Source organism: Succinivibrio dextrinosolvens DSM 3072 (assembly GCF_900167015.1).
Classification (GTDB): domain Bacteria; phylum Pseudomonadota; class Gammaproteobacteria; order Enterobacterales; family Succinivibrionaceae; genus Succinivibrio; species Succinivibrio dextrinosolvens.
In genome coordinates, this window is sequence record NZ_FUXX01000009.1 from 43,500 (window position 1) to 66,238 (window position 22,739).

Below are 22,739 nucleotides of genomic sequence, written 5' to 3' on the forward strand. Positions count from 1 at the left end.
GATATATATTTTTCACTACTTTATAAAATAAACTATACTCCTTAATGTATAAAAAAAAAGGAGTAATTATGGAAAACTTAAAATATCAGGAATACCTACAGTTACTAGGAAAAAATCTTGGACTGGATTTATCTTTTGATGAGAATAATGTCTGCGAAATTCTTGTAAACAGCAATGACGTAGTAGATATTGTGGCTAATCCTGACGATCATAATCTGATCCTGTCATCCGTAATTGCTCCAGATCTGCCTGATCCGGTAAGTTACTCAGTAATCATTGATATTCTGGATCTGGCTTTAGGTCCTGTTCTGACACGCGGCGGTAACTGCCCTGTAGTTGGACGTGATCCAGAAAATGGAATGCTGGTTCTTTATCAGGTATGTACAGAGGCCTTTATTGATAATGGCTTCCTTCCTGATATTTTTATGGATTTTTTCAAATTCAAGTTATCCATTAGTCAGCATTTAGAAAAAAATGCAGCAAAAGAATCTTCTGATAAACCTGCATGGATTGTAACTGCCTAAACCATAGGAGCGAGCTATGTCAGATATTTTCAATATCAAAAATAATGATATTAACTCTATTTCTGCAATGGATGTCATCAACAACATGCAGAAAACTGACGGAACACTGAAAACCAGTACCACGGTTGAGGTGAATGGCCACAGATATGAGTTTTCTGTACGTCGGGATGAAACCAACGGAAAGCTCTACGGTACAACCAATGCTCTGGATGATAAGGGATTTTTTGCGGCGCTGAAAAGATTTTTCTGTGGAGTTAACGCTGAGGAGCGGGCTCAAAGAATGAATGTTGCCAATGCAATAACCCAGAAAATAGCTTCAATTATCAGTGACAACAAGTATGCTCAGCTTACCAACAATCTGCTGCAGTTCAGAGCGATTGTTAACCGAAATCTTTCTGCTAACAATAAAAACATTGAGATTGCGGATTATGGTCTATCCCCAAACCGTAATCTTGTCAAAAATAATAATCTTCTGGATAAGATTAGAAATGAATATGCAGATAAAGGTGTAACAATTTCCTTTAATCAGATTGATTCATATAATTCTGCCTGCAAAATAACACCAGCTACGCTGTGTATACTTCCAAAACCAGATGCAGCAGGCATGGAAGGTAACTACGAAGATACAATGAATGCCATCATGAACAGTTCTATTATTGAAAATTATGATAAATATCAGGGCATTCCTAAGGAAAAGACTGAAGATTGGGTTAAATTTCTCCAGCGTCCAGAGAATATGAAGAAAATCAATATTCCTGCAAAACTTAATGAATATCTGCATCAGCCTGCTGATTCGGTTGTTGAAAAGCAGACTGGATGGAAGGCTGAATTTAAGGCTGATCCTGATAAGGCTCTGAAAAACTTTGTTATTAAGAATCTTTCCCATGATTTCAAGGATATAACACCAGAAGAGCTTTCTGTTCTGGTAAAGGATGTAAAGCGTTACCTTGATATCATGAACATTCCTGATCGGACAGAACGTGACAGAAAACTAGAAGAGTTCTTTGATGTAAACAATGGCTGGAGAAATAAAAAAGAACAGGAAAAATATGAACAGGAAGTCAAAACTCTTAAAGAAGAATATCCTGATAGTCCTGAAGAGGAAATAATCTCGTTTGCGCTCTCATCTAACCATGTAGGAACAACCAGAAGATTCTTAATGCTGAATAACGTGTTTGTATACGCAACATTCAGACAGACCAGTAAACTTGGACTTGAATTTTTCCAAGAGCAGAATAAGCCTGTCATGTTCCAGTTCGCCGATTACAACGGAAACAGTCTGGAAGGAAGATTTGGTGACATTAAAAATGAGATTAAGAACCGCAAGGACGAGAATGGCAATATTACTATTAATCAGGGAAAGCTTGGCTCTGCTATCACTCGTTCAGAAATGCGTCATGCAGCTCGTATGCAGAAACGTTTAGATGCCCAGTTCGATTTAAATCTGGTTTATGGCGGCAATAAGATTGCAAAATAAGAATCTTATTGAATTTGGCTGATTCAGTAGGTCCTTTTTGGTGCGGGGCAGGTAAATATTTTTGATTTTTTTTCTAAATATATTTACTTGCTCTTTTATTTGTCGGTGTGAATTTGTAAGCTAAATACAATTAAACAGATATAAGGTTAATTGTATGGCTAGTGTTTCACTGCAGGAATCATCACTGGATAATCAGGTTAAGGTTCATTCAAAGTACATGAACTATGGCGGTATAACCTCTAAAGCCATAGTATCTCTTCTGATTATCTGGGCAGTCTTTCAGATTTATTTCACAACCTTTGGTGCTATCAGTGCGATAAATCTAAGAGCTTTCCACTGTCTGTTCCTGCTGCTGTTTACATTTCTGCTTTTTCCTGTAACCCAAAAAACTATAAAGGACAGACGTTTCCCCTCTGTTCTGAATCTGATCCTGATTGGTCTTAGCATCTTCTGTATTCTCTACCTAGTAATCTATTTCCCGAGAGTGGCCCGCAGTGGAGGAAGACTTAACACAACCGATCTCTATGTAGCAGGTATAGGTATCCTTTTGGTATTTGAAGCCTCAAGACGTGCCTGCGGTAATCTTGGAATTCTGGCAGCTATCTTCCTTGCCTATAACTGGTTTGGTGCCTATATTCCAGGTGCTTTAGGTCATAACGGTCTTACATTAAAGAGAATTCTTTCAACCCAGTTCTGGGGAACTCAGGGCATATTCGGCATCGGTATTGGCGTAAGTGCCACCTATATATTCCTCTTTGTGCTTTTTGGAGCTTTTCTAAAGTATAGTGGCTTTTCAAAGTTCATAAATGACTTTTCTCTGGCTCTTGTAGGTCAGACTCCTGGTGGTCCAGCCAAGGTTGCGGTTATGGCTTCCGCCGCCATGGGTATGATTAACGGTTCAGCCATTGCCAATGTTGCAACCACAGGAACAATCACCATCCCTCTGATGAAACAGACCGGCTATTCTAAAAACTTTGCCGGAGCTGTTGAAGCTGTAGCCTCGACAGGTGGTCAGTTCTGTCCTCCTATCATGGGAGCTGTAGGTTTTGTCATGGCTGAGTTTCTGAATGTAAGCTATGTTTCAGTCATGATTGCAGCGGTTATTCCTGCTTTTCTATATTATCTTGGATTACTCTTTGCTGTTCACTTTGAGGCCAAAAAGAGAGGTCTTTCAGGCTTTTCAAAGGAGAATATTCCTAATGCTCTGACTGTAATTAAAGAGCAGGGACACCTGTCTTTACCTCTGTTTATTCTTATTACTATGATGTGCTGTGGCTATACACCTTTGTATTCAGCCGTAATTTCAATTGTGGCAACTGTGTTATCAAGCTATCTTAGAGCAGATACCCGTATGAGCTTCGATAAGATTATTCTTGCAGTGGTTGAAGGCTCTAAAGGAGCAATATCAGTTGGTGTCTGCTGCGTGATTATCGGTATTATCATTGGAACAGTAACCCTGACAAGTCTTGGTCTTAATATGGGCTATGTAATCCTCTCTGTAGTAGATAATACCAATATTCTTCTGACCGGTTTTCTAACCATGCTGATGTCTGTTGTTCTAGGCATGGGAGTTCCAGGAGTTGCAGCCTATGTTATTGTTCAGGCAGTGGCTGTTCCTGTACTGATAAAGGTTGGAATTGTACCAATCTGCGCTCATCTGTTCTGTCTTGTGTATGCATGTTTATCAAACATAACACCTCCTGTTGCCATGAGCTGCTATGTTGCAGCAGGTATCTCTGGAGGTAATCAGCTTAAGACTGGTTTGCTTGCTGTAAGACTTGGACTTGTAGGCTTTCTGATTCCATTTTTCTTTTTAACCAATCCTGAGCTTCTGATTGGTGTTGTTCCTGATGTGAAGATTTATGAGTATCTGTGGATTGCATTTACCGCATCAGCTGGAACCGTAGCTCTTGCAGGCGGACTTCAGAATTATCTTTTAAAGGAATGTAATTTTATTGAAAGAATACTTCTGCTTATGACCTGTCCTCTGATGCTTTATCCAGGATTGAGCTCAGATTTTATGGGAATTGCTTTACTTGGAGCTGTAATTATTCTTCAGCGTTTCAATATTGGTAGCTCTCTATTGAAACGCTCCTGATTTTCACTATCCAGGTCAGGTCGGTGGAAAAAAGCTACTCGAATGAGATATCTGCCTTGAGTCTGGCTCTTTCCAATGTTTCTATTACTGTTAAGCTCTCTTCTGAAAGCTCCTGTGCTTTTTTCGTATCACCAGAATCGATAATATTGGCAAAATCAGTGAATTCCTGACTCATACGATGATTACACTTGGGAGTTTCGAATTCTTCTGTTATCGTTGCGCGGACTGATGCTCCAGATGCATCTCGTGTAGTAGCGGTATTTGTTTTGTCGACAAATTTTACCTTTATTTTTTCTATATTGTTTGGTTTGTTTTCGACAAGAATGTCTCCATCCTCACCCTGTATTGAGAGATAGCATCGACTGTCAGAGTCTTTTGCTCCAATACATACTGCATTAAAATCCCTGTACTTAAGAATCAGTATTCCTGAAGTATCTATTCCGTTAAATCCTATATTAGGAAAATAGTCAACATCATCAGGTCGGCCAAATAAAGATACGCAGTAATGGACATTGTAAATGTTGATGTCAAACAGCGCTCCTCCGTAGTACTTTCTGTCAAAAGCATGCTCCTCAATACCGTTTCTGTAACTGTCATAGCGGCTTGAATACTGGGAATAATTGCTATTGAAGATTTTTATTTTTCCGATTTTTTTAAGCTGATTTTTTAGAGTGGAAAATGCTGGAGTATGAAGAATGGTGATTGCTTCAAATACGAATACTCCGTTCTGCTGGGCAAGCTCAAACAGTTCTTTTGCCTGACTGTAGAATCCGGTTAAAGGTTTTTCCAGTATTACGTTCTTTCCTGCAAGAACAGCTTCTTTTGCATACTGGTAATGAGCACTGTTAACAAGTCCGATATATACAGTGTCAGATGATGATTCTTCAAGGAGTTTTGCGTAGTCTGTAAATACTTCCTCTATATTGTATTTACCAGCAAGTATTTCTGCTTTTTCTTTACTGTGAGGTCTTGCAAATATAGCTTTTGCCTGAGTATTTTCACTGAATTGAGTAGCATAAAGCGCATCTTCAATTATCTTTCCTGTTCCTATAAATGCAAGTTTCATCAGGTGACTCCTTTTTTCTACGTCATCTGATTATATCGTAGTTTTTTGGTTTTTGAGGAGTTGCCTAAGCAGTGATTTCAATCTGAATTGCATCTGGTCCTTGAATACAGCTTTCATAATATCCATCGCCAGTGGTTCTTGGTCCACTGACAGTCTCAAAGCCGGCTTCTTTAAGCTTTAAGGTAAGAGCATCGACTTTATCCTTTGAGCCGACAGAGAAGGCAAGATGAACAAAACCTAAACGGTTCTCATTTCTGTCTTCTGTATATCTGTCCGGTCTTGTCATAATCTCAAGGCGGGAGCCATTCTGGAAACTTAAAAAATAGGACATGAATCCAGTATTTCTGTTGTGGTATCTCTCTCCTGAAGTGCCTTCAAAAAAGGACTCAAAAAACTCTCTGGTCTTATCAAGATCAGATACATATACCGCTACATGCTCTATTCTCATATTTGCCTCCAGATGACAGGATTAATAAAGGTGATAAGCTATAAATATTACTGGTTGTGTTTTTCTCTTTCCAAAAGCTTTAGCTTCTTTTTTGTCTCAAGACCTTCATCAGTTACTACCTTAAAGGCTATCAGTCCTACTATCAGAGCAGATACTCCGATACCTACGAAGGTTGCTGGTAGTGAGTACATTTTTGATGTAAAACCGATGACTACAGGGCCTAACAGAATTCCAGAGTAACCTAAGGCATTGATAAAGGCGATTGTGTCGTGAACAGGGAAGTTTTTGATTGTTCCTGCAAAGGATACAAGCTGAGGTACGATGTTGGCGGCGCCAAAACCTACCAGCAGGAATCCGATACAGGTTCCGTAGATATTAGGTACGATTACGGTGATAATCCATCCTGCAGCAACTAAAAGAGAGCCTGTAACAACGGTAATCTTTCGACCAAGATTTACTACGATCCTGTTACCTACTAGTCTCATGATAGTCATGGAGATTGCAAAGAATGAATAGATAAAGCCTGCACTGCTGATATCAATTCCTCTCTCCTGATTTGCAAACACGCCAGACCAGCTCATAACAGCACCTTCAAGTGCATACATGATAAAGCACATGCAGCCTATGATAATTACAAGCATAGGAATTCTGCGCTGTTTCTTCTCTGATGTCTCTTCCTTGGAGCCTTCTGCATCTGCTTCCTTTTTCTTGCTTTCATAAGCCTTAACATCATTGATAAGGTGTCCACAGTACGTAAAGGTTATGAACATCATCAGAGCGAATACTGCAGATGTTCCAAAGAACAGGGAAATACCCACTGACAGCATGGCGGACATAAAGGCAGAACCAGCCAGGGTTCCAACAGAATAGCCCCCGTGGAAGCCTGACATTAAAGGCTTTTTAAGTTCTGATTCTACAATTACGGCATTAATGTTGGATGCCACATCAAGACCAACTGTCAGAGCACCGAATATCAAAAGCAGTATTGCTGTCAGAGCCAGAGTAGGGGATACCGATAGCATAATCAGGGTTAAGGCAAAGAACACTGCACATATCTGCATTACTTTCTTGCAGCCAAAACGGTTGGTTAATGATGAAACGACAGGAAGGGCGATAAATGCTCCAATTCCAGTACATAAAAGCAGTAGTCCAAGTGCTCCTTCGTCAAGACTGAATCTTGCCTTGATGTATGGAACCATAGGAGCCCATGCAGCCTCAAGAAAACCTAGCACAATAAATGAGCTCAGGTTTGAAATTTTTAATCTTCTGTTTTCTTTTTTAGTCATATATACCTCTTTATGTAATATGACTATATCAGCAGTTTTAAATAATGGATATGCTAAAATAGCCAAAAATATATGACAAAATCACCAAAGTACAAAAATATCGGAATAGTGATATATGGAAAATTCTCAATCAAAAATCACTGACTGTATGTGTGCGACTGACGCATCCGGTCTTGAGCTTGTAAAACACGGTACGAAAAATTTTCCTGTTGGCTTTTACTCAAAGGTTACAAATTCATCTGAAGTTCCATGGCACTGGCATGATCATCTTGAGCTTGAGTATGTTGAGGCTGGGGAGGCCAAGATCACTATTGAGTCGATGGTTTTTACCGTAAGAAAAGGTGAAGGATTCTTTGTAAATTCTGCAAGACTTCATGCGGTTTTTCCTGATAAAGACTATATTTCTCATACAGTGGTATTCCACCCATCAGTTATTTCTTCAAATCCAGAAAGTGATATCTGCAGAAAATATCTTGAGCCTCTTATAAACGGTGACAGCTTTGCTGGACTTCATTTAACCGAGGATATACCTTTTCACAGAGAGCTTCTTTCGTATACCAGATCTGCTTTTGAAAGTTATATAAAAGGTGATTTCGGTTATGAGATAGATGTTACTAATTCATTGGCTAAGGCAGTTCAGTGTCTTGCTTATCAGGTTATCCATACTTCTGAGAACAACTATAATGTGCCTGATAAATCAATCCTTCGAGTAAAAAAAATGCTGGCTTATCTTACTCAGAATCTATCCGAGAAAATTGAGATAGAGGATATTGCAAAGGTTGCCAAAATCAGTACTACTGAATGTCTTCGCTGTTTTAACAAAACAGTGGGAATGCCTCCGATTCAGTATCTAAAGAAGCTGAGAATTCAGAAAGCGGCTCTGCTTTTAGGTTCATCCGACGACAAGATTATCGATATCGCTCTTGCCTGTGGTTTTTCAGATATGAGCTATTTTGCAAGAGCTTTTAAGGAATCCCGTGGCATGAGTCCTAAAGAGTACCGAAATTCGGTGAGGTAGTAACTATTTTTTGAATTTGTATTTTCCTTTTCCGAAACCTGATACTGGTTCTATTATGTTGAAGTTCAACATAATTTTTATAAGCTCGGAGGCCCTTGATGCCTTTAAACCGATAACATTCATAAGATCAGATCGTCCAAAGATTTTTTTGTCTGAAAATGCTTCTCTAATTGCCTGTATATTCCTTTCAGTTTTTATATTTAAGTTGTTCTCAATGTCCGGTTTCGAGTCCCCAATGTCCGGTTTTGAGTCTCCAATGTCCGGTTTTGCAAATTCTTGATTAAATTTCCATTTGATATGTAACATCCTATTATTTAAAGGATTTTTTTCATTAAGGAGCAGATTTCTTAGAAACAATTCGAGAAATTCTGTTGTTTCATGAATTCCGTTCTGAATATCTGTGTAATTTGCTCTAACCAAAGCGTTTCTGAAGTACCAGGCGTTCTTTGCAAAAATATCGTTTGTTACATTAAATCCATGTTTTCTAAGATATTTTATAAAAAAAACGGCTGTTGTTCTTGTATTTCCCTCTCCAAATACATGGTTTTGCCATAAATTAGATACAAAAACAGCATAATGATGAATTATTTTATCTATGGAAAGGTTCTGATAAGAGAATCTTTTCTCTTCAGCAATGTCATACTCTAGAGTTGCCTTTAGTTCTGTTGCTGAACCATAAAGGACTGTTTGTCCATCCAAGACCCACTCTTTTTTTGTGATGTTGTAATCTCTAATCTGTCCAGCATGTTTAAATATGCCTGTGAATAATTTTCTGTGGATAGAAAGATATTCGTTTACAGAGAAATTAAAGGTTTTTTCTGATATTAATGCCGCTATTCTTGCAGAAACCTTATCTGCTTCCTCTGTGCGTTCTTCATCTGAGGTTGAAGGTTTCTTTGCGTAATAACTCTGGATCAGATCATTTGCATCCTTAAAAGAAATCTCTCCTTCGATATTTCGAATGGCTGTATTTTTCAGATAGTCTGATGTTTTTAACCCGTCAACAGCTTGTAGACCTATAGCAGTCTGCCAAGCATATCCTTTTTCCTGTTTTGTAGCTTCTGCGTTTTTTATATATTCTTCAAAAGGATCTTTTTCCATTCTCTGCAACCTTTCAAGTTATCTATAGTTATTTTAGCGATATTAGAAATAATGAAAAGCGTTAATCCTATTTTGTCATGTTAAACCTCTCACAATTGTCTAATCCTTTCCTTAATTCTTCACTTTTGTATTTTTTTCTTTTTGTTCTATAAACAAAGTAGAGACTGTTCTTTTATGACTTCCTTCAGATGTTGAATACAACTGTTTAGCTAAAATAAAGCAAACAAAGAGGTGTCTGTATGAAAACTCTTGGTATTATAGGCGGCATGGACCCTATGGCAACTGTCGATTTAATGCGTAAAATAATCCTGTCTACAGATGCAAAAAGAGATCAGGAGCATATTCATATGCTTGTGGATTGCAATACAGAGGTTCCAGACAGAACAGCCGCAATTGAAGGAAGAGGAGAATCTCCTGTTAAGGAGATGTTAAAGTCAGCAAAACTCCTTGAATCACAAGGAGCAGATGTCATTGTAATTGCCTGCAATACTGCACATTATTTTCTTGATGAATTTAAAGATAAGGTCAATGTTCCAATCATCAATATGGTAGATGAGACAGTTAAATATTGTGTGGATTCAGGTTATTCAGAAGTCGGTTTACTGTGTACTATAGGTACTAAAAATACAGGTCTTTACCAGAAAGCCTGTGACAAGTTTAATCTTAAACTTATAGTTCCTAATGATGAGGAGATTAAAGCAATTCAGGATATGATTTATTCTGGAGTTAAGGCTAATAATTTTGATTATGATACTTCTGATGTTAAGACCGTAATTTCAAATATGACAAAAAGAGGGGCACAGGCATTTATACTGGGATGTACTGAAACTCCGATTGCAGTGCAGATGTATAATCTGGAAGGAAATTTTATTGATTCTTCACAGGTGCTGGCTAATAAAGCGATAGAAGCAGTAGGAGCTCGCTTAATCAAGAATTGATGAGATTGCCAATTCACTCCTTTCAGTTTCAAGATAATATATCTGTCCTTTTCTTGGGCAGTTCTCCTGTAACCTTCTCAATTTTTGGAATTTCCTCAGAATTTTGAAGAAATTCCTTCGATTATTCTTGCTGTTGTCGTTTTTTGGTAACAATATTAAACAAACTGACTAAGGAGTATCGTCTATGAAAAAAATGTTAAAGCTTGTTTCTGCAGTAGCAGGCTTAATGATTGCATCAAATGCTCTGGCAAACCATGAAAAGGTTTCCATTAACTTCCCAACCGCATCTGCTTCAGGTGCCCTATATGCTGTTGGTGCAGCTATCACTCATCTATGGGATAGCAAAATCGATTACGTAAGTGCTTCAAGCCAGGCTTCAGCTGGCGGTATTGATAACCTTAATCAGGTTGCTGAAGGCGAGGCTCAGGTATCAATCGCAATCTCAAGCAACTGCTATCAGGCTTTAAACGGTACAGATAGTTTTGAAGGATATGCTTATCCAGATCTGAAGGTTATTGCTGGTCTTTACTTCAACCCAAATCAGGTTGTAGTAACAGGTAAATCAGGTATCAATACTTTAGAAGAAGTTAAAGGTAAACATTTTGCTGTAGCATCAGCTGGCTCAAGTGTTTATGGCGAGTGTGAGAATCACTTTGTTGCTGCAGGTTTAAATTTCCCTGATGACCTGAATGCAGAGTACATTACCTTTACCGATGCAGCTGATATGCTTCAGAATAACACCATTGACGGCGCATGGATTATGTCAGGTGTTCCTGCATCAGCTGTAACCCAGGCATTAAGCTCAGGCAGTAAACTGATCCCAATAGAGGATAAGATTCTTAATACTTTAAAAGAGAAGTTCCCTTGGTATGCCTCATACACGATTCCTGCAGGAACCTATCCTGGACAGGATAAGGATGTTAAGACCACCGCCATCAAGATGGTTATGTTCTGCCGAGGAGATCTTGATGAGCAGACTGTTTATGATCTGACCAAGACCTTCTGGACCAATATTAAAGAGTTAGGTGCAGCTCAGTCTAACCTTAAAGGTCTGGAGCCTAAGAATGCTGTAAAGGATATTGCAAATCTTCCTTTACACAGCGGTGCTGAGAAATACTATAAAGAAATCGGTGTTCTTTAATATTATCTAGTTCAGGCATCTGAATTCTCTGGTGCCTGAAAAAAATCCCCACTTTTATACCACTCTTTTTTTGTTATTTATGTTTCTAGTAAATGGCATAAATAAGCCAATCTTGTGACTTACCCTGCATTTACACAAAGATCTTGAATAATTCTTATCTGTAAAATATATTTAACTTGCTGTTTTATATCTGAAATCTAATTCTCTCCTAATTTATTTTTCCTTGAAAAACTGCAATCTTTTGATAAACTTAATGGGTGAAAGTGGGAATTTGTGGGTGAATTGTTTCTAACCCAAGGGAATAGTGATGTTTACTGGTCTCCTCTTAAGCGGCACCAATGATGTCAGCCTTGATCTTAAAGGCAGAATGGCTATTCCTGCCCGTTATAAGGAGCTTATCAAGGATGAATCTGATGGTCAGCTGATAGTCACCAGATCTCTTTTTGATAAATGCCTATGGATTTATCCAACCTCCGAGTGGGAGAATGTGGTCGAATCTCTTGGCGCTCTTCCTACTATCACCGACCCGCTTTGTCGAACAATTCAGCGTATTGTACTTGGAAGTGCCGTTTTCTGTAGTCTTGATGCTCAGGGAAGAATTCTTATCCCACAGGAATTAAGAACTGAAGCTTCACTAGAGAAAAAAGCATTTCTGATTGGCTTTAACAATAAATTTGAGCTTTGGTCCGAAGAGAACTTTAAAGCTCAGCGTGAGATTGATAATAATCTGCTTATGGATGCATGCAAGTCAATGGAATCCCATAGTCTGCTTGCAAATCTCAAGCTTTAACTTAACTAATTGAAGGTTGTAGATGGCTTTTTCTCATATTCCTGTTTTACTAAACGAAGTTTTAGATGGTCTTGATATCAAAGAGGACGGGATATATGTGGATGCTACTTTCGGTAGGGGAGGGCATTCAAGAAAGATTCTGGAGAGACTAGGACCTTCAGGAAGACTTTACGGCCTTGACAGAGATTTAACTGCAGTTGAAGCTGCAAAAGAAATTAAGGACGAACGTTTCTGCATCACTCACAGTGCTTTTTCAAATATTCTTGAAGTCTGTGAGAATCTGGGAATTGCCGGAAAAGTTGACGGCATTCTTATGGACATTGGTGTGTCTTCTCCTCAGATTGATGATCCTTCACGTGGATTCTCCTTTGACAAGGATGGTCCTTTGGATATGAGAATGGATCAGAGTGCAAAGCTTGATGCAAAGACAATTGTTAATACCTATTCAAAACAGGATCTGGCTTATATATTCAAGGTTTACGGCGAGGAGAACTTTGCCTCTAAAGTTGCAGCTGCAATTGTAAGAGACCGAGAAAAGAAACCTTTTGAAACCACTTTGGAACTTTCAGAGTTTATTAAGAGAGTTATTGGTGGCAAGCCAACTCCTAAACACAAGGCAACCCGCTGTTTCCAAGCATTGAGAATCGCGGTAAATGGAGAGCTGGATGAGCTTAAGAAAGCTTTAGATAGCAGCCTTGATGTATTAGCAGACAATGGAAGACTGTGTGTAATCAGCTTCCATTCATTAGAAGACAGAATAGTAAAAACATTTATAAAAGATAAGTCTCAGGGCCAGAAGGTTCCTAACGGATTACCTCTGACTTTCGAAGAAACAGAAAAAATGAGACTAGCTACAGCAAAGGTGGAGCCCGTTGGTGGTGCCATAAAGGCAACCGCAGAAGAAATAGAGTCAAATGTAAGATCTCGAAGTGCAACACTGAGAGTCTGCAGACGACTTAAGAGGCAACCTTAAATGCAAGAGTCATCAGCATTACGAAAACTAGAAGATAATTTACCTGTTGAGGAAGAAAAAGAACCCCAATTTGGTGACAGATCGACTCATAAACATAAAGCAAACAGCACTTTACAGACTCCTGAGGTTACAAAGATTCAGATCTCTTCACCTAAGGAGGAAAAGAAAGAAGAAAAAACTGTTGTAACTGAAGTTACAGAGCAGAGGATTCTTCGTATAGCCAATGCAGACAACCAGAATGATGGATTATCTCCAGAGATTCTGGCTATACCTTTATATACAGCAGAGCTTGAATCCGCAAAAAAGTCGGCTTTGGTTCCTACAATACTGAAAGACGTTTTCGCACATTCTTTATCTTTTGTGTTAATCTTAGTAGCGACATGTTTATCAGTTTATAAGGTACATATCGTTCAGCAGACTCGTGATATAACAATTGAGCTGAATGAAGTCACCCAGAAGAATGAACTGATGCATAGGGAATGGCTTTCACTGCTTTCTGAGAGAGAAGTTCTGACAGAGTATTCTGTAGTCAGAAAGTCTGCTATTAACAAACTAGCCATGGTTCAGCCAAAAACAGAAGACGAAGTTGTAATTGATTTAAGATAAAATGGCCCTCATCCACGAACAAGGGAGCAGTCGCCTACAAATAAGCAAATTCCGCATTTTTTCTGTGTGGACTGTTGCTTTTTTATTTATGGCAGCCTTAATTGGAAGGCTACTGTGGATTCAGATCCTATATCCTGAAAAACTTATCGCAGAAGGTAATGCTCGTGTAGTTAGAAACTATAACTATGAGCCTCCACGCGGACTAATTACAGACAGAAATGGTCGAATTCTGGCTATTTCTGTTCCTGTCAAAACAGTCGATGCTGATCCAAAATTCCTTCATGAGGAAGGTGTTTATTCTGATAAGGCCAGAATGGCAGAGATTGCCAAGATTCTGGAAATCGATCTGAACACCCTTTACAAGAGAACAGCAGATCAGACCAGACGCTTTGTTCATCTGAAACGTTACCTTGAGGTTGATAAGGCTAAGAAGCTTAAATCTCTTGGAAAGAACGGTATTATTTTAGGTGACAGCTATCGTCGTCATTATCCAACAGGAGCAATGAATGCCACTCTTATCGGTATTCTAAACGGTGAAGGTGCCGGTGTATATGGTGTGGAACAGAGCTTTAACACATTCTTAACCTCAACTTCTTCAACAAGACTGGCAAAAAAGGATAAGTTCAACCATATTGTTGAGAATCTGGGTACCGTAAAAAAGGGAACTCAGGGAGGAAGTCTTGTTTTAAGCATCGATAACCGTCTTCAGGAGGTAGCCTATGCCGCTCTTGAAAACACTGTTAAAGAGAATGATGCTGACAGTGGAACCGCAGTTCTGCTGGATGTTAAGACCGGTGAGATTCTGGCAATTGCCAACTCTCCTTCATTCGATCCTAACAATAGAAAGAAGTTCGACAGTACCAATGCAAAAAATAGGGCAGTAACAGATATTTTTGAGCCTGGTTCAACCATGAAGCCTCTAGTTGCTCTGGCTGCTTTGGAGGCAAAATCAACCAACTGGAATGAAGTTTTCGATACCCGTCCATTTATAGTTGATGGTAAAATGGTAAGGGATTCTCATGCCATGAGTCAGGGAACTCTTGCCGATATTATCAAGTATTCTTCAAATACCGGTATGGCAAGAATCTCCATGAGACTCGGACCTCATAAGATTATGTCTGTACTGGACAGATTCGGCTTTGGAAGTAAAACTGCATCAGGTCTTGCTGGAGAAAGTTCAGGAAGACTTAACGAGAACAGACCTTTCTGGTCAGAGATTGATAAGGCTACTCTTGGTTTCGGTTATGGCGTAGCTGTTACTAATGTTCAGCTGGCATCTGCTTATGCAACACTGGCTAACGGCGGAAACAAACTGCCAGTATCTATTTTAAGAGTTCCAAAGGTTCCGGAGAGTACAAACGTTATGTCTCCGAAACACGTAATGAATATGCAGCGAGCTCTGGAATCAGTAGTTAATAATGGTACTGGTGGTAAAGCAGCAATTGATCGTTATCGAGTAGCTGGTAAGACTGGTACTGCAAAGATTGCATCAGGCGGAACTTACGGTAAGTTCTATATGGCAACCTTCGCCGGATTTGCTCCATTATCAAATCCAAGATTTGCACTTGTTGTGGTTATAAATGCACCTAAGGCAGGTAAGTTCTACGGTGGTACTGTTTCCGGACCTGCATTTAGTGAGATTATGTCCAGAGCATTACAGTTATATAACATTAAACCAGATGTACCTCTGGAAAAAGAAAAATAAAAAGAAAGTAACATGAAAAAATTAAAACAGATTGTAAGCTTCCTCGGTTTAAAGAAAAAGGTTGAGGACATTGAGGTTCTCGATCTTGAAATTGATTCAAGAAAAATAAAGGAAGGTTCAGCCTTTTTAGCTCTAAAGGGAACCAGAACCAACGGTCTTAAATATATGCGTTCTGCCCAGGAGGCTGGAGCTGCCGCTATTTTATATCAGGAAAAGAATCCTCCTTCAGATGAAGATCTGGAAGGTGTAACCATTCCTGTAATCAAGATCCCTAAAGATAAGAAAATCGGTCTTCTGGCAAGCTGGTTTTACGATAATCCTTCAAACAAAATCGGACTTATCGGTATTACAGGTACCAACGGTAAGAGTACCATTACTCAGCTGATTGCTCAGTGGCTTTCATTCGGTATGGATACCAAATGTGCTGTTCTAGGTACATTAGGCTTTGGTTTTCTTCCTGACCTTCAGAAAAGTTCAAATACAACTCTAGATGCTGTAACCCTTCAGAAGACCTTATATCAGATGGTTCATCAGGGAGCTCATTATGCAGCTCTGGAAGTTTCATCTATCGGTGCTGTTGAAGGTCGAATTGATGGCTGTACCTTCAGTGCTGCAGGCTATACAAATCTGACCCGTGATCATCTTGATTATCATAAGACCATGGAGAATTATGCCGAGGCTAAACTGAACTTCCTGAAGAGAGTTCCTCCAAAGCGTATTGTTCTGAACGTTGATAACGAGCAGGGTATAAAATACAGTGAAGAGCTTCATGGCTGTGTTGCCTACAGCTGCAAGAGCGATTTCTTCAGCTCTACCAATTCACTGTTATTTAATCGCTACGTATGGATTAAATCTGCTACCTACAAGGCACACTCAATCGTAATCGAGATTGAATCAAGCTATGGTTCTGGCAAGTGTGAAATCGGTCTTTTAGGCGGATTCAATGTAGAAAACTTTGCCTGTGCTCTGACTGTTCTTCTAAATCTTGGCTTCCCATTAGACAAGCTTTTAGCGACTGCTTCAAAGCTAAAGCCAATCAAGGGCAGAATGGAGTGCTTTACTGCTGAACACAAGCCTCACATTGTTGTTGACTATGCTCATACTCCAGATGGTGTTGAGCAGGTGCTTCGTGGTGTAAGAGAGCATCATCCAGACGGAGAGATCTGGTGTGTTTTAGGCTGCGGTGGTGATCGAGACAAGGGTAAGCGCCCAATTATGGCAATCAAGGCTTCAGTATTTGCCGACCATGCTGTATTTACCTCTGATAATCCAAGAACAGAAGATCCTAAGGCAATTTTAGATGATATGCAGAACGGTGTAATTGCCGAGGCTCATAACTTTATATGTATTGAGGACCGTGAGAAGGCAATCAAGTATGCCTTTGAGCATGCAACCGAGAAAGACTGCATCGTAATTGCCGGAAAAGGTCATGAGGATTATCAGATATTCAAGGACAAGACCATTCATTTCTCAGACAGAGAGATTGCATGCAATCTTTTAGGAGTTAAGTGTGATTAGTTTTAAATTAAGTGAGCTTGCAGTATACGCAAACTATAAACTTATAGGCTCAGATCGTGAAATCGGTGCTGTAAGTACTGATTCACGCAACTGTAAGGATGCTCTGTTTGTTGCTCTTATCGGTGAGCGTTTTGATGGACACGACTTCATTGAAAAGGCCATCGATAACGGAGCTGTAGCTGTTGTATCATCAAAGATTCTTCCTGAGGAGATTACAAAGAAGGTTCCTGTAATCCTTTGTAATGACACTCAGAAAGCTCTAGGTTACTGCGGTTATCTGGTAAGACGCCAGTCAAAAGCTAAAATTGCAAGTTTAACCGGTTCATGCGGTAAGACTACCGTAAAGGAATTTACCCATTCAATTCTGTCCCTATGTGGAAAGAGCATGTGTACCAATGGCAATTTCAACAATGACATAGGTGTACCTTTAACTCTTTTAAGACTTGAGGCTGATACTGATTTTGCTGTTATAGAACAGGGCGCAAGTCACCTGTTTGATATTGCCCATACCTGCGAGTTTGTAAAGGCAGACACTGCCATCATCAATAATGTCGGTGGCGCTCATATTGAAGGCTTCGGCTCATATGACGGTGTCTACAAAGGAAAATCAGAAATACTTGAGGATGTTTTATCTCGTGGCGGTATGGCAGCAGTTCCATCTGACAACAAGTATTTTGAGCGCTGGAAGTCAGACTATAAATCAGCTTTTGCTAGTGGCAGACTGCTTTCATTCGGTTCTCATGATTTTGATTTTGTACGTTTTACCAATGTTAAGAATTCTGCAGAGGGCCTGAGCTTTACTTTAAATTGTCCTAACAGCAGCTTTGACATCAGCATGAACGTAATGGGAGCTCACAATGCCTCCAATGCGGCTGCCGCATGTACACTTGCTCTGATTACTGGTGCAGACGAGTCCAAACTGAAGGATGGTTTATTATCTTCAGGTGCTATCAAAGGAAGACTGTTTGCCAATACCTTTAAAAACATGAGCGTGATTGATGATGCCTACAATGCAAGCTATAACGCTGTGATTGCTGCAATTGACACTCTGAATCTTCAGTCTGGTCACAGAGTTATGATTTTCGGTGACATGGGCGAGCTTGGTGATGCTGCAGTTGAACTTCATGAGAGCGTGGGAGAACATGCGTCATCTCTGGTTGACGAGATTTTATGTGTTGGACCTCTGACAGAGCACACATGTAAAAAAGCAGGAATTAAAGCAAAACATTTTAATTGTCACGCAGATCTCGTACAATATGCACGCACTGTAATTAGCAATTACCCATATACAAGCTTTTTAGTTAAAGGCTCACTCTCAATGCATATGGAAGATATTACCAAAGAACTTATTGCTCTAGGGGCCAAATAAATGATAGTTTATTTATCGGATTACATTAGTCAGTACGTCTCATCATTTCGTGTTTTTGAGTATCTGACATTCAGAGCTGTGCTTTCATTATTCACAGCCTTATTCATTTCTCTATTTTTTGGTTCTTTCGTAATCAAAAAGCTGCAGCTTCTGCATTTTGGTCAGGTTGTAAGAAACGATGGTCCAGAATCTCATCTGAAAAAGAATGGCACCCCAACCATGGGCGGTATTCTGATTGTAGGTTCTATTGCCATCTCAATGCTGTTATGGTGTAAGCTTGATAATATTTATGTTTGGTATACCCTTGCAACTCTAATCTGCTATTCCTGCATTGGTTTTGCTGATGACTTCCTGAAGGTTGTTCGTCATGATCCTCATGGTCTTCGCGCAAAATACAAGTATTTCTGGCAGTCTGCATGTGCAATTACCTTAGCATGCTGTATTTACGGTTCAGCCTCAACCCCAGCAGAAACAACTCTTGTAGTTCCATTCTTCAAAGATTTTATGCCTGATTTAGGATTCCTGATTATTCCTCTGGCTTACTTTGTTCTGACCGGTTCTTCAAATGCAGTTAATCTGACAGACGGTCTTGATGGTCTTGCAATTATCACAACTATCACAGTAGCTTCTGGTCTAGCCTTTGTTGCCTGGGTAACTTCAAACTCAAACTTTGCAAGCTATCTGTATATTCCATATGTACCAAAGGCTTCAGAGATTACAATTGCATGTACCGCAATTATTGGTGCCGGCTTAGGATTCCTATGGTTCAACTCATATCCTGCACAGGTATTCATGGGTGACGTTGGCTCATTATCATTAGGTGCTGTTTTAGGTATTATTGCCATCCTTATCAGACAGGAATTCCTGCTTTTCATCATGGGCGGTATCTTCGTTCTTGAAACAGTGAGTGTTATTCTGCAGGTTGGTTCATACAAGTGGAGAGGTCGCAGAATCTTCAGAATGGCTCCTATTCACCATCACTTTGAAAAAGGCGGCTGGCCAGAGCCTCGTGTTATGGCCCGTTTCTGGATTATTACCATTGTGCTGGTTTTAATCGGTATTATCACCTTGAAATTAAGATAATTATAAAATATGAACAAAAATTTAGATGGAAAGAAAATAGCTGTTATCGGGTTAGGTATTTCAAATATTTCAGCTATTAAATATTTAATCAAACATGACCTTAAGGTTCTGACTGTTTTTGATACCAGACACAATCCTCCACACGTGGGGGATTTGCCAACTGGTATAGACCTGAGATTAGGCCCTATCAGTGCGGATGTTCTGGTTGAGTATGACATGGTTGTCATAAGCCCAGGTTTAAGTATTTATGACGAAGAGATTGCAAAGGTTATTAAAGCCGGTGTTGAAGTAGTCGGCGATATTGAACTTTTTGCAAGAGAGGCTAAGGCTCCGATTGTTGGTATTACCGGTTCTAACGGAAAATCAACTGTTACTGCTCTGACTGGATTCATGGCTGATACAGCAGGAATCAAGGTTGCTATCGGTGCAAATATCGGTGTTCCTGTATTTGACATCCTGTCAGATGATGTTGAGCTGTATGTTCTTGAGCTTTCAAGTTTCGAGCTTGAAACCACCAAGTCATTAAAGCTTGCTGCCTGCACAATTCTTAATGTTTCAGAGGATCACCTGGACAGATATCATGGTGATATTGAAGAGTATGCTCTTGCCAAAAAGGCAATCTTCAAGAATTGCAAGAACGTAATTGTAAATCGAGAGGATCCTCGTACATATCCTAATGAATCAGACCTGAAAAAATACAATATTATTTCTTTCGGTCTTGATAACAAGGGAACATACGGAATCGAAAGAGCCCGTGACGGAATCTATCTGACCAAGAACATGGTTAGAATCATCAACGTCAATGAGCTGCGCATCTACGGTGTTCACAATTATCTGAATGCTTTGGCATGTCTTGCTCTGACTGAATGTGTAAATATTTCAAAGAATTCTCAGTTAAAGGCTCTGCGTCGTTTCACTGGTCTGCCACATCGCTGTCAGCTGGTAAAAACAATTAAAAAGGTCTGTTACTACAACGATTCTAAGGCAACTAATGTAGCATCTTCCGAAGCCGCTATTGTTGGCTTACGTGATATTCACAGCAAGGGTATTATCCTTTTGGCCGGTGGTCTTGGAAAAGGTCAGGATTTTACACCGCTGAAGAAATACATCGGTAATGAGGTAAAGGCTGTATTCTGTTTTGGTAAGGACAAGCAGAAGCTTCTGGATCTAAACCCAGAACTCTGCTTTGACGTAGAAACCATGGAAGAAGGTCTTAACAAAGCCTATGAAATGGCAAAGGACGGTCAGGCGGTACTGCTTTCACCAGCCTGTGCTTCATTTGACCAGTTCAAAGGATTTGAGGACCGTGGTCAGGTTTTTGTAGAGCTAGTAGGTAAACTTCAAGAGTAGTAAATGCAATTATTCAAAAAGGGCAATCCTGGCTATGACAGAATTATCCTGCTAACAACAGTAATTCTGCTGGCTCTTGGAATTGTGATTATTAGCTCTGCTTCAATTATGGAGTCAACCATGAAATATGGGGACTCTCTGTATCAGACTAAGCGTCACCTTTTTGGTATTGGCATTGCTTTTTTCTGTGCACTTATTGCTACCATGACACCGACAGCATTCTGGAAAAAGCGCTCTCTTTTACTCATGTTCTTTGTTCTGTGTCTGATGATTCTTGTTCTGATTGTGGGACGAGAAATCAACGGTGCAAAGCGCTGGCTGAATCTTGGTGTGATGAATCTTCAGCCGGCTGAGATTCTAAAGCTTATCTGGATTCTGTATTTTTCAGATTACGTCAGCAGAAAAATTGAGTCTATCTCAAAGACCATTCAGGGCTTTTTAAGACCTATTGTCTTTCTTGCGATTATGACGGTTCTGCTACTGTTGCAACCGGATATGGGCTCTTTCTTTGTTATGGCCGTAATTACCTTTGCCATCATGTTTGTGGCAGGTGTAGGTCTTTTAAAGTACATCGTCGTCGCTGTAATTATGGGAATTATCTGCGTTCTGCTGATTAAATTCTCCCCATACAGAGCAAGACGTGTTACCTCATTTTTGGACCCATGGTCAGATGAGTTTGGTTCTGGATATCAGCTGACACAGTCTCTGATGGCCTATGGGCGTGGCGGTCTTACAGGCGAAGGGCTTGGAAATTCCTATCAGAAGTTAGGATACCTGCCAGAGGCTCACACAGACTTTGTAACCGCAATTTTCGGTGAAGAATTCGGCTTTATAGGAATGTGTATTCTTATTCTGCTGGAGTTTGTAATTGTTTATAAAGCCATATCCCTTGGGTTTAAGATTCTCAAAGAAGATGCCATTTACCAGGGATATGTTGCAGTTGGAATCGGAGCGTGGATTGCTCTGCAGACCTTTATTAACATTGGTGCTGCATCAGGCGGTCTGCCTACAAAAGGTCTGACTCTGCCATTTATCAGTTATGGTGGTTCATCACTGATGGTATTCTGTACTGCTATTGGAATTCTGTTAAGAATTGACTACGAATGGCGAAACAAGGTTATTTCTAAGAAAAGATAGATTTTTTAAGCACGAAGATGAAAGCTAAAAAAGTATTGATTATGGCCGGAGGCACTGGCGGCCATGTTTTCCCTGCAATTGCGATTGCTAAGAAGATGCAGGAAGAAGGTGCTCAGATTTTATGGCTTGGAACCCGCGGCAGAATGGAAGAACAGCTGGTCCCAAAGCACGGTTTTGATATCAGATACATTGATGTAAAGGGAATAAGACGTAACGGTCTTAAGCGTTTGGTCGGTGCTCCTTTTATGATAATGAAGGCGGTTCTTCAGGCTCGTGCCGTTATAAAAGAGTTCAAGCCTGATGTGGTTTTAGGCATGGGAGGATATGCCTCAGGACCTGGTGGACTTGCCGCATATCTTCAGAGAATTCCTGTGGTTCTGCATGAGCAGAATGCAGCTGCCGGAATGACCAACAAACTTTTATTCAAGGTTGCCTCTTCTGTAATGCTAGGTTTCCCAGGTGCATTTACTGGAGATAAGGTTACAGTTGTAGGAAATCCTGTTCGCAAGGAGATTATTGAACTTCATGATCTTCCTCGTGAATATACCTCAGGAAAAATCAGAATCTCTATTGTAGGTGGCTCTCTTGGAGCTAAAGCCTTAAATGAGCTGGTTCCGGTTGCTCTAAAGAAATTTTCAGAAAACTCAATCAAGGTTGTTCATCAATGCGGAAAGGGCAACAGTGAGGCGGTCAAGAAACTGTACGAAGGTGCTGTTTTTGATTATGAGGCAACTGACTTTATTGATGATATGAATGCTTTATACAGAAATACAGATCTTATCATCTGCAGAGCCGGTGCACTGACTGTAGCCGAAACCTGTACAGCATCATTGCCTGCTATATTTGTTCCTCTTCCAACTGCAGTGGACGATCACCAGACAAAGAATGCTCAGTTCCTAAAAGATGCTGGTGCAGCTTTTGTATTTGCTCAAAAGGATTTATCTGCTGATAAGTTATATGAGACAATAAAGGATTTAATTGAGCATAGAGCTAAGTTAAAGTCCATGTCTGATGCTGCCAGAAGTGTTGCAAGCATTGATTCTACTGAAAAGGCAGTCGCCATCATTGATAGCGTAGTAAAGAATTAAAATAAACAAGAAACATAATAAAC

20 protein-coding genes are annotated in these 22,739 nt (G+C 39.8%); 16 read left to right on the forward strand and 4 right to left on the reverse strand.

From position 1 onward, the window contains the following. Positions 1-68: 68 nt before the first annotated feature. The 3 genes from B5D46_RS03995 (at position 69) to B5D46_RS04005 (ending at position 4,099) form a co-directional block, all read left to right on the forward strand. A complete protein-coding gene (locus B5D46_RS03995; protein WP_074838139.1) occupies positions 69-524 on the forward strand; it encodes a CesT family type III secretion system chaperone in 456 nt (151 codons plus the stop codon). Positions 525-540: 16 nt separating this feature from the next. Next, positions 541-2,001, forward strand: a complete 1,461-nt coding sequence (locus B5D46_RS04000) for a hypothetical protein (protein ID WP_078928339.1) — start codon at positions 541-543, stop codon at positions 1,999-2,001. Between the two features lie 154 nt (positions 2,002-2,155). Further along, complete coding sequence (locus B5D46_RS04005) at positions 2,156-4,099, forward strand: TRAP transporter permease (protein ID WP_078928340.1); 1,944 nt, start codon at positions 2,156-2,158, stop codon at positions 4,097-4,099. Positions 4,100-4,133: 34 nt separating this feature from the next. On the opposite strand, the gene B5D46_RS04010 is transcribed toward B5D46_RS04005, so the two are convergent. The 3 genes from B5D46_RS04010 to B5D46_RS04020 all read right to left on the reverse strand — a co-directional run bounded on the left by B5D46_RS04010 (position 4,134) and on the right by B5D46_RS04020 (position 6,899). Continuing rightward, positions 4,134-5,165 carry a Gfo/Idh/MocA family protein gene (locus B5D46_RS04010; RefSeq protein WP_078928341.1) on the reverse strand — a complete coding sequence of 344 codons (1,032 nt, stop codon included), beginning with the start codon at positions 5,163-5,165 and terminating at the stop codon, positions 4,134-4,136. A gap of 64 nt (positions 5,166-5,229) precedes the next feature. Then, positions 5,230-5,613 (reverse strand): VOC family protein, encoded by a 384-nt coding sequence (locus B5D46_RS04015; protein WP_078928342.1) that lies wholly within the window; start codon positions 5,611-5,613, stop codon positions 5,230-5,232. A gap of 47 nt (positions 5,614-5,660) precedes the next feature. After that, positions 5,661-6,899: an MFS transporter gene (locus B5D46_RS04020; protein WP_078928343.1), complete on the reverse strand. Its 1,239-nt coding sequence runs from the start codon at positions 6,897-6,899 to the stop codon at positions 5,661-5,663. 115 nt (positions 6,900-7,014) lie between these two features. Here B5D46_RS04020 and B5D46_RS04025 point away from each other — a divergent pair, with 115 nt between their 5' ends. Further along, positions 7,015-7,917 (forward strand): helix-turn-helix domain-containing protein, encoded by a 903-nt coding sequence (locus tag B5D46_RS04025; RefSeq protein WP_078928344.1) that lies wholly within the window; start codon positions 7,015-7,017, stop codon positions 7,915-7,917. A 3-nt stretch (positions 7,918-7,920) separates the two neighbouring features. Here B5D46_RS04025 and B5D46_RS04030 read toward each other — a convergent pair whose 3' ends face one another. Further along, positions 7,921-9,018, reverse strand: a complete 1,098-nt coding sequence (locus B5D46_RS04030; protein ID WP_078928345.1) for a Fic family protein — start codon at positions 9,016-9,018, stop codon at positions 7,921-7,923. Positions 9,019-9,257: 239 nt separating this feature from the next. Between B5D46_RS04030 and cuyB the strand changes: the two genes are divergently transcribed. The 12 genes from cuyB to murG all read left to right on the forward strand — a co-directional run bounded on the left by cuyB (position 9,258) and on the right by murG (position 22,716). Further along, positions 9,258-9,956, forward strand: coding sequence for a cysteate racemase (gene cuyB / locus B5D46_RS04035; RefSeq protein WP_078928346.1), 699 nt, complete (start codon positions 9,258-9,260; stop codon positions 9,954-9,956). Positions 9,957-10,140: 184 nt separating this feature from the next. Continuing rightward, the gene (locus B5D46_RS04040) at positions 10,141-11,097 is read left to right on the forward strand and encodes a TAXI family TRAP transporter solute-binding subunit (RefSeq protein ID WP_078928347.1); all 957 of its coding nucleotides are present in this window, start codon (positions 10,141-10,143) and stop codon (positions 11,095-11,097) included. Positions 11,098-11,404: 307 nt separating this feature from the next. Next, the gene (gene mraZ / locus B5D46_RS04045) at positions 11,405-11,887 is read left to right on the forward strand and encodes a division/cell wall cluster transcriptional repressor MraZ (RefSeq protein WP_031491291.1); all 483 of its coding nucleotides are present in this window, start codon (positions 11,405-11,407) and stop codon (positions 11,885-11,887) included. Positions 11,888-11,909: 22 nt separating this feature from the next. Beyond that, a complete protein-coding gene (rsmH, locus tag B5D46_RS04050; protein ID WP_078928348.1) occupies positions 11,910-12,860 on the forward strand; it encodes a 16S rRNA (cytosine(1402)-N(4))-methyltransferase RsmH in 951 nt (316 codons plus the stop codon). Continuing rightward, a complete protein-coding gene (locus B5D46_RS04055) occupies positions 12,861-13,466 on the forward strand; it encodes a cell division protein FtsL (RefSeq protein WP_078928349.1) in 606 nt (201 codons plus the stop codon). An 88-nt stretch (positions 13,467-13,554) separates the two neighbouring features. Beyond that, positions 13,555-15,171 (forward strand): peptidoglycan D,D-transpeptidase FtsI family protein, encoded by a 1,617-nt coding sequence (locus tag B5D46_RS04060; RefSeq protein WP_159443016.1) that lies wholly within the window; start codon positions 13,555-13,557, stop codon positions 15,169-15,171. 12 nt (positions 15,172-15,183) lie between these two features. Then, the gene (locus tag B5D46_RS04065; protein ID WP_078928351.1) at positions 15,184-16,689 is read left to right on the forward strand and encodes a UDP-N-acetylmuramoyl-L-alanyl-D-glutamate--2,6-diaminopimelate ligase; all 1,506 of its coding nucleotides are present in this window, start codon (positions 15,184-15,186) and stop codon (positions 16,687-16,689) included. Beyond that, positions 16,682-18,058 carry a UDP-N-acetylmuramoyl-tripeptide--D-alanyl-D-alanine ligase gene (locus tag B5D46_RS04070; protein WP_078928352.1) on the forward strand — a complete coding sequence of 459 codons (1,377 nt, stop codon included), beginning with the start codon at positions 16,682-16,684 and terminating at the stop codon, positions 18,056-18,058. The genes B5D46_RS04065 and B5D46_RS04070 overlap by 8 nt, the downstream gene beginning before the upstream one ends. Continuing rightward, positions 18,059-19,141, forward strand: coding sequence for a phospho-N-acetylmuramoyl-pentapeptide-transferase (mraY, locus tag B5D46_RS04075; protein ID WP_031491285.1), 1,083 nt, complete (start codon positions 18,059-18,061; stop codon positions 19,139-19,141). It begins immediately after the preceding gene. A 9-nt stretch (positions 19,142-19,150) separates the two neighbouring features. Beyond that, positions 19,151-20,491, forward strand: coding sequence for a UDP-N-acetylmuramoyl-L-alanine--D-glutamate ligase (gene murD, locus B5D46_RS04080; RefSeq protein ID WP_078928353.1), 1,341 nt, complete (start codon positions 19,151-19,153; stop codon positions 20,489-20,491). Between the two features lie 3 nt (positions 20,492-20,494). Then, the gene (gene ftsW / locus B5D46_RS04085; RefSeq protein WP_078928354.1) at positions 20,495-21,628 is read left to right on the forward strand and encodes a putative lipid II flippase FtsW; all 1,134 of its coding nucleotides are present in this window, start codon (positions 20,495-20,497) and stop codon (positions 21,626-21,628) included. A 17-nt stretch (positions 21,629-21,645) separates the two neighbouring features. Beyond that, positions 21,646-22,716: an undecaprenyldiphospho-muramoylpentapeptide beta-N-acetylglucosaminyltransferase gene (gene murG, locus B5D46_RS04090; RefSeq protein WP_078928355.1), complete on the forward strand. Its 1,071-nt coding sequence runs from the start codon at positions 21,646-21,648 to the stop codon at positions 22,714-22,716. Positions 22,717-22,739 lie beyond the last annotated feature (23 nt).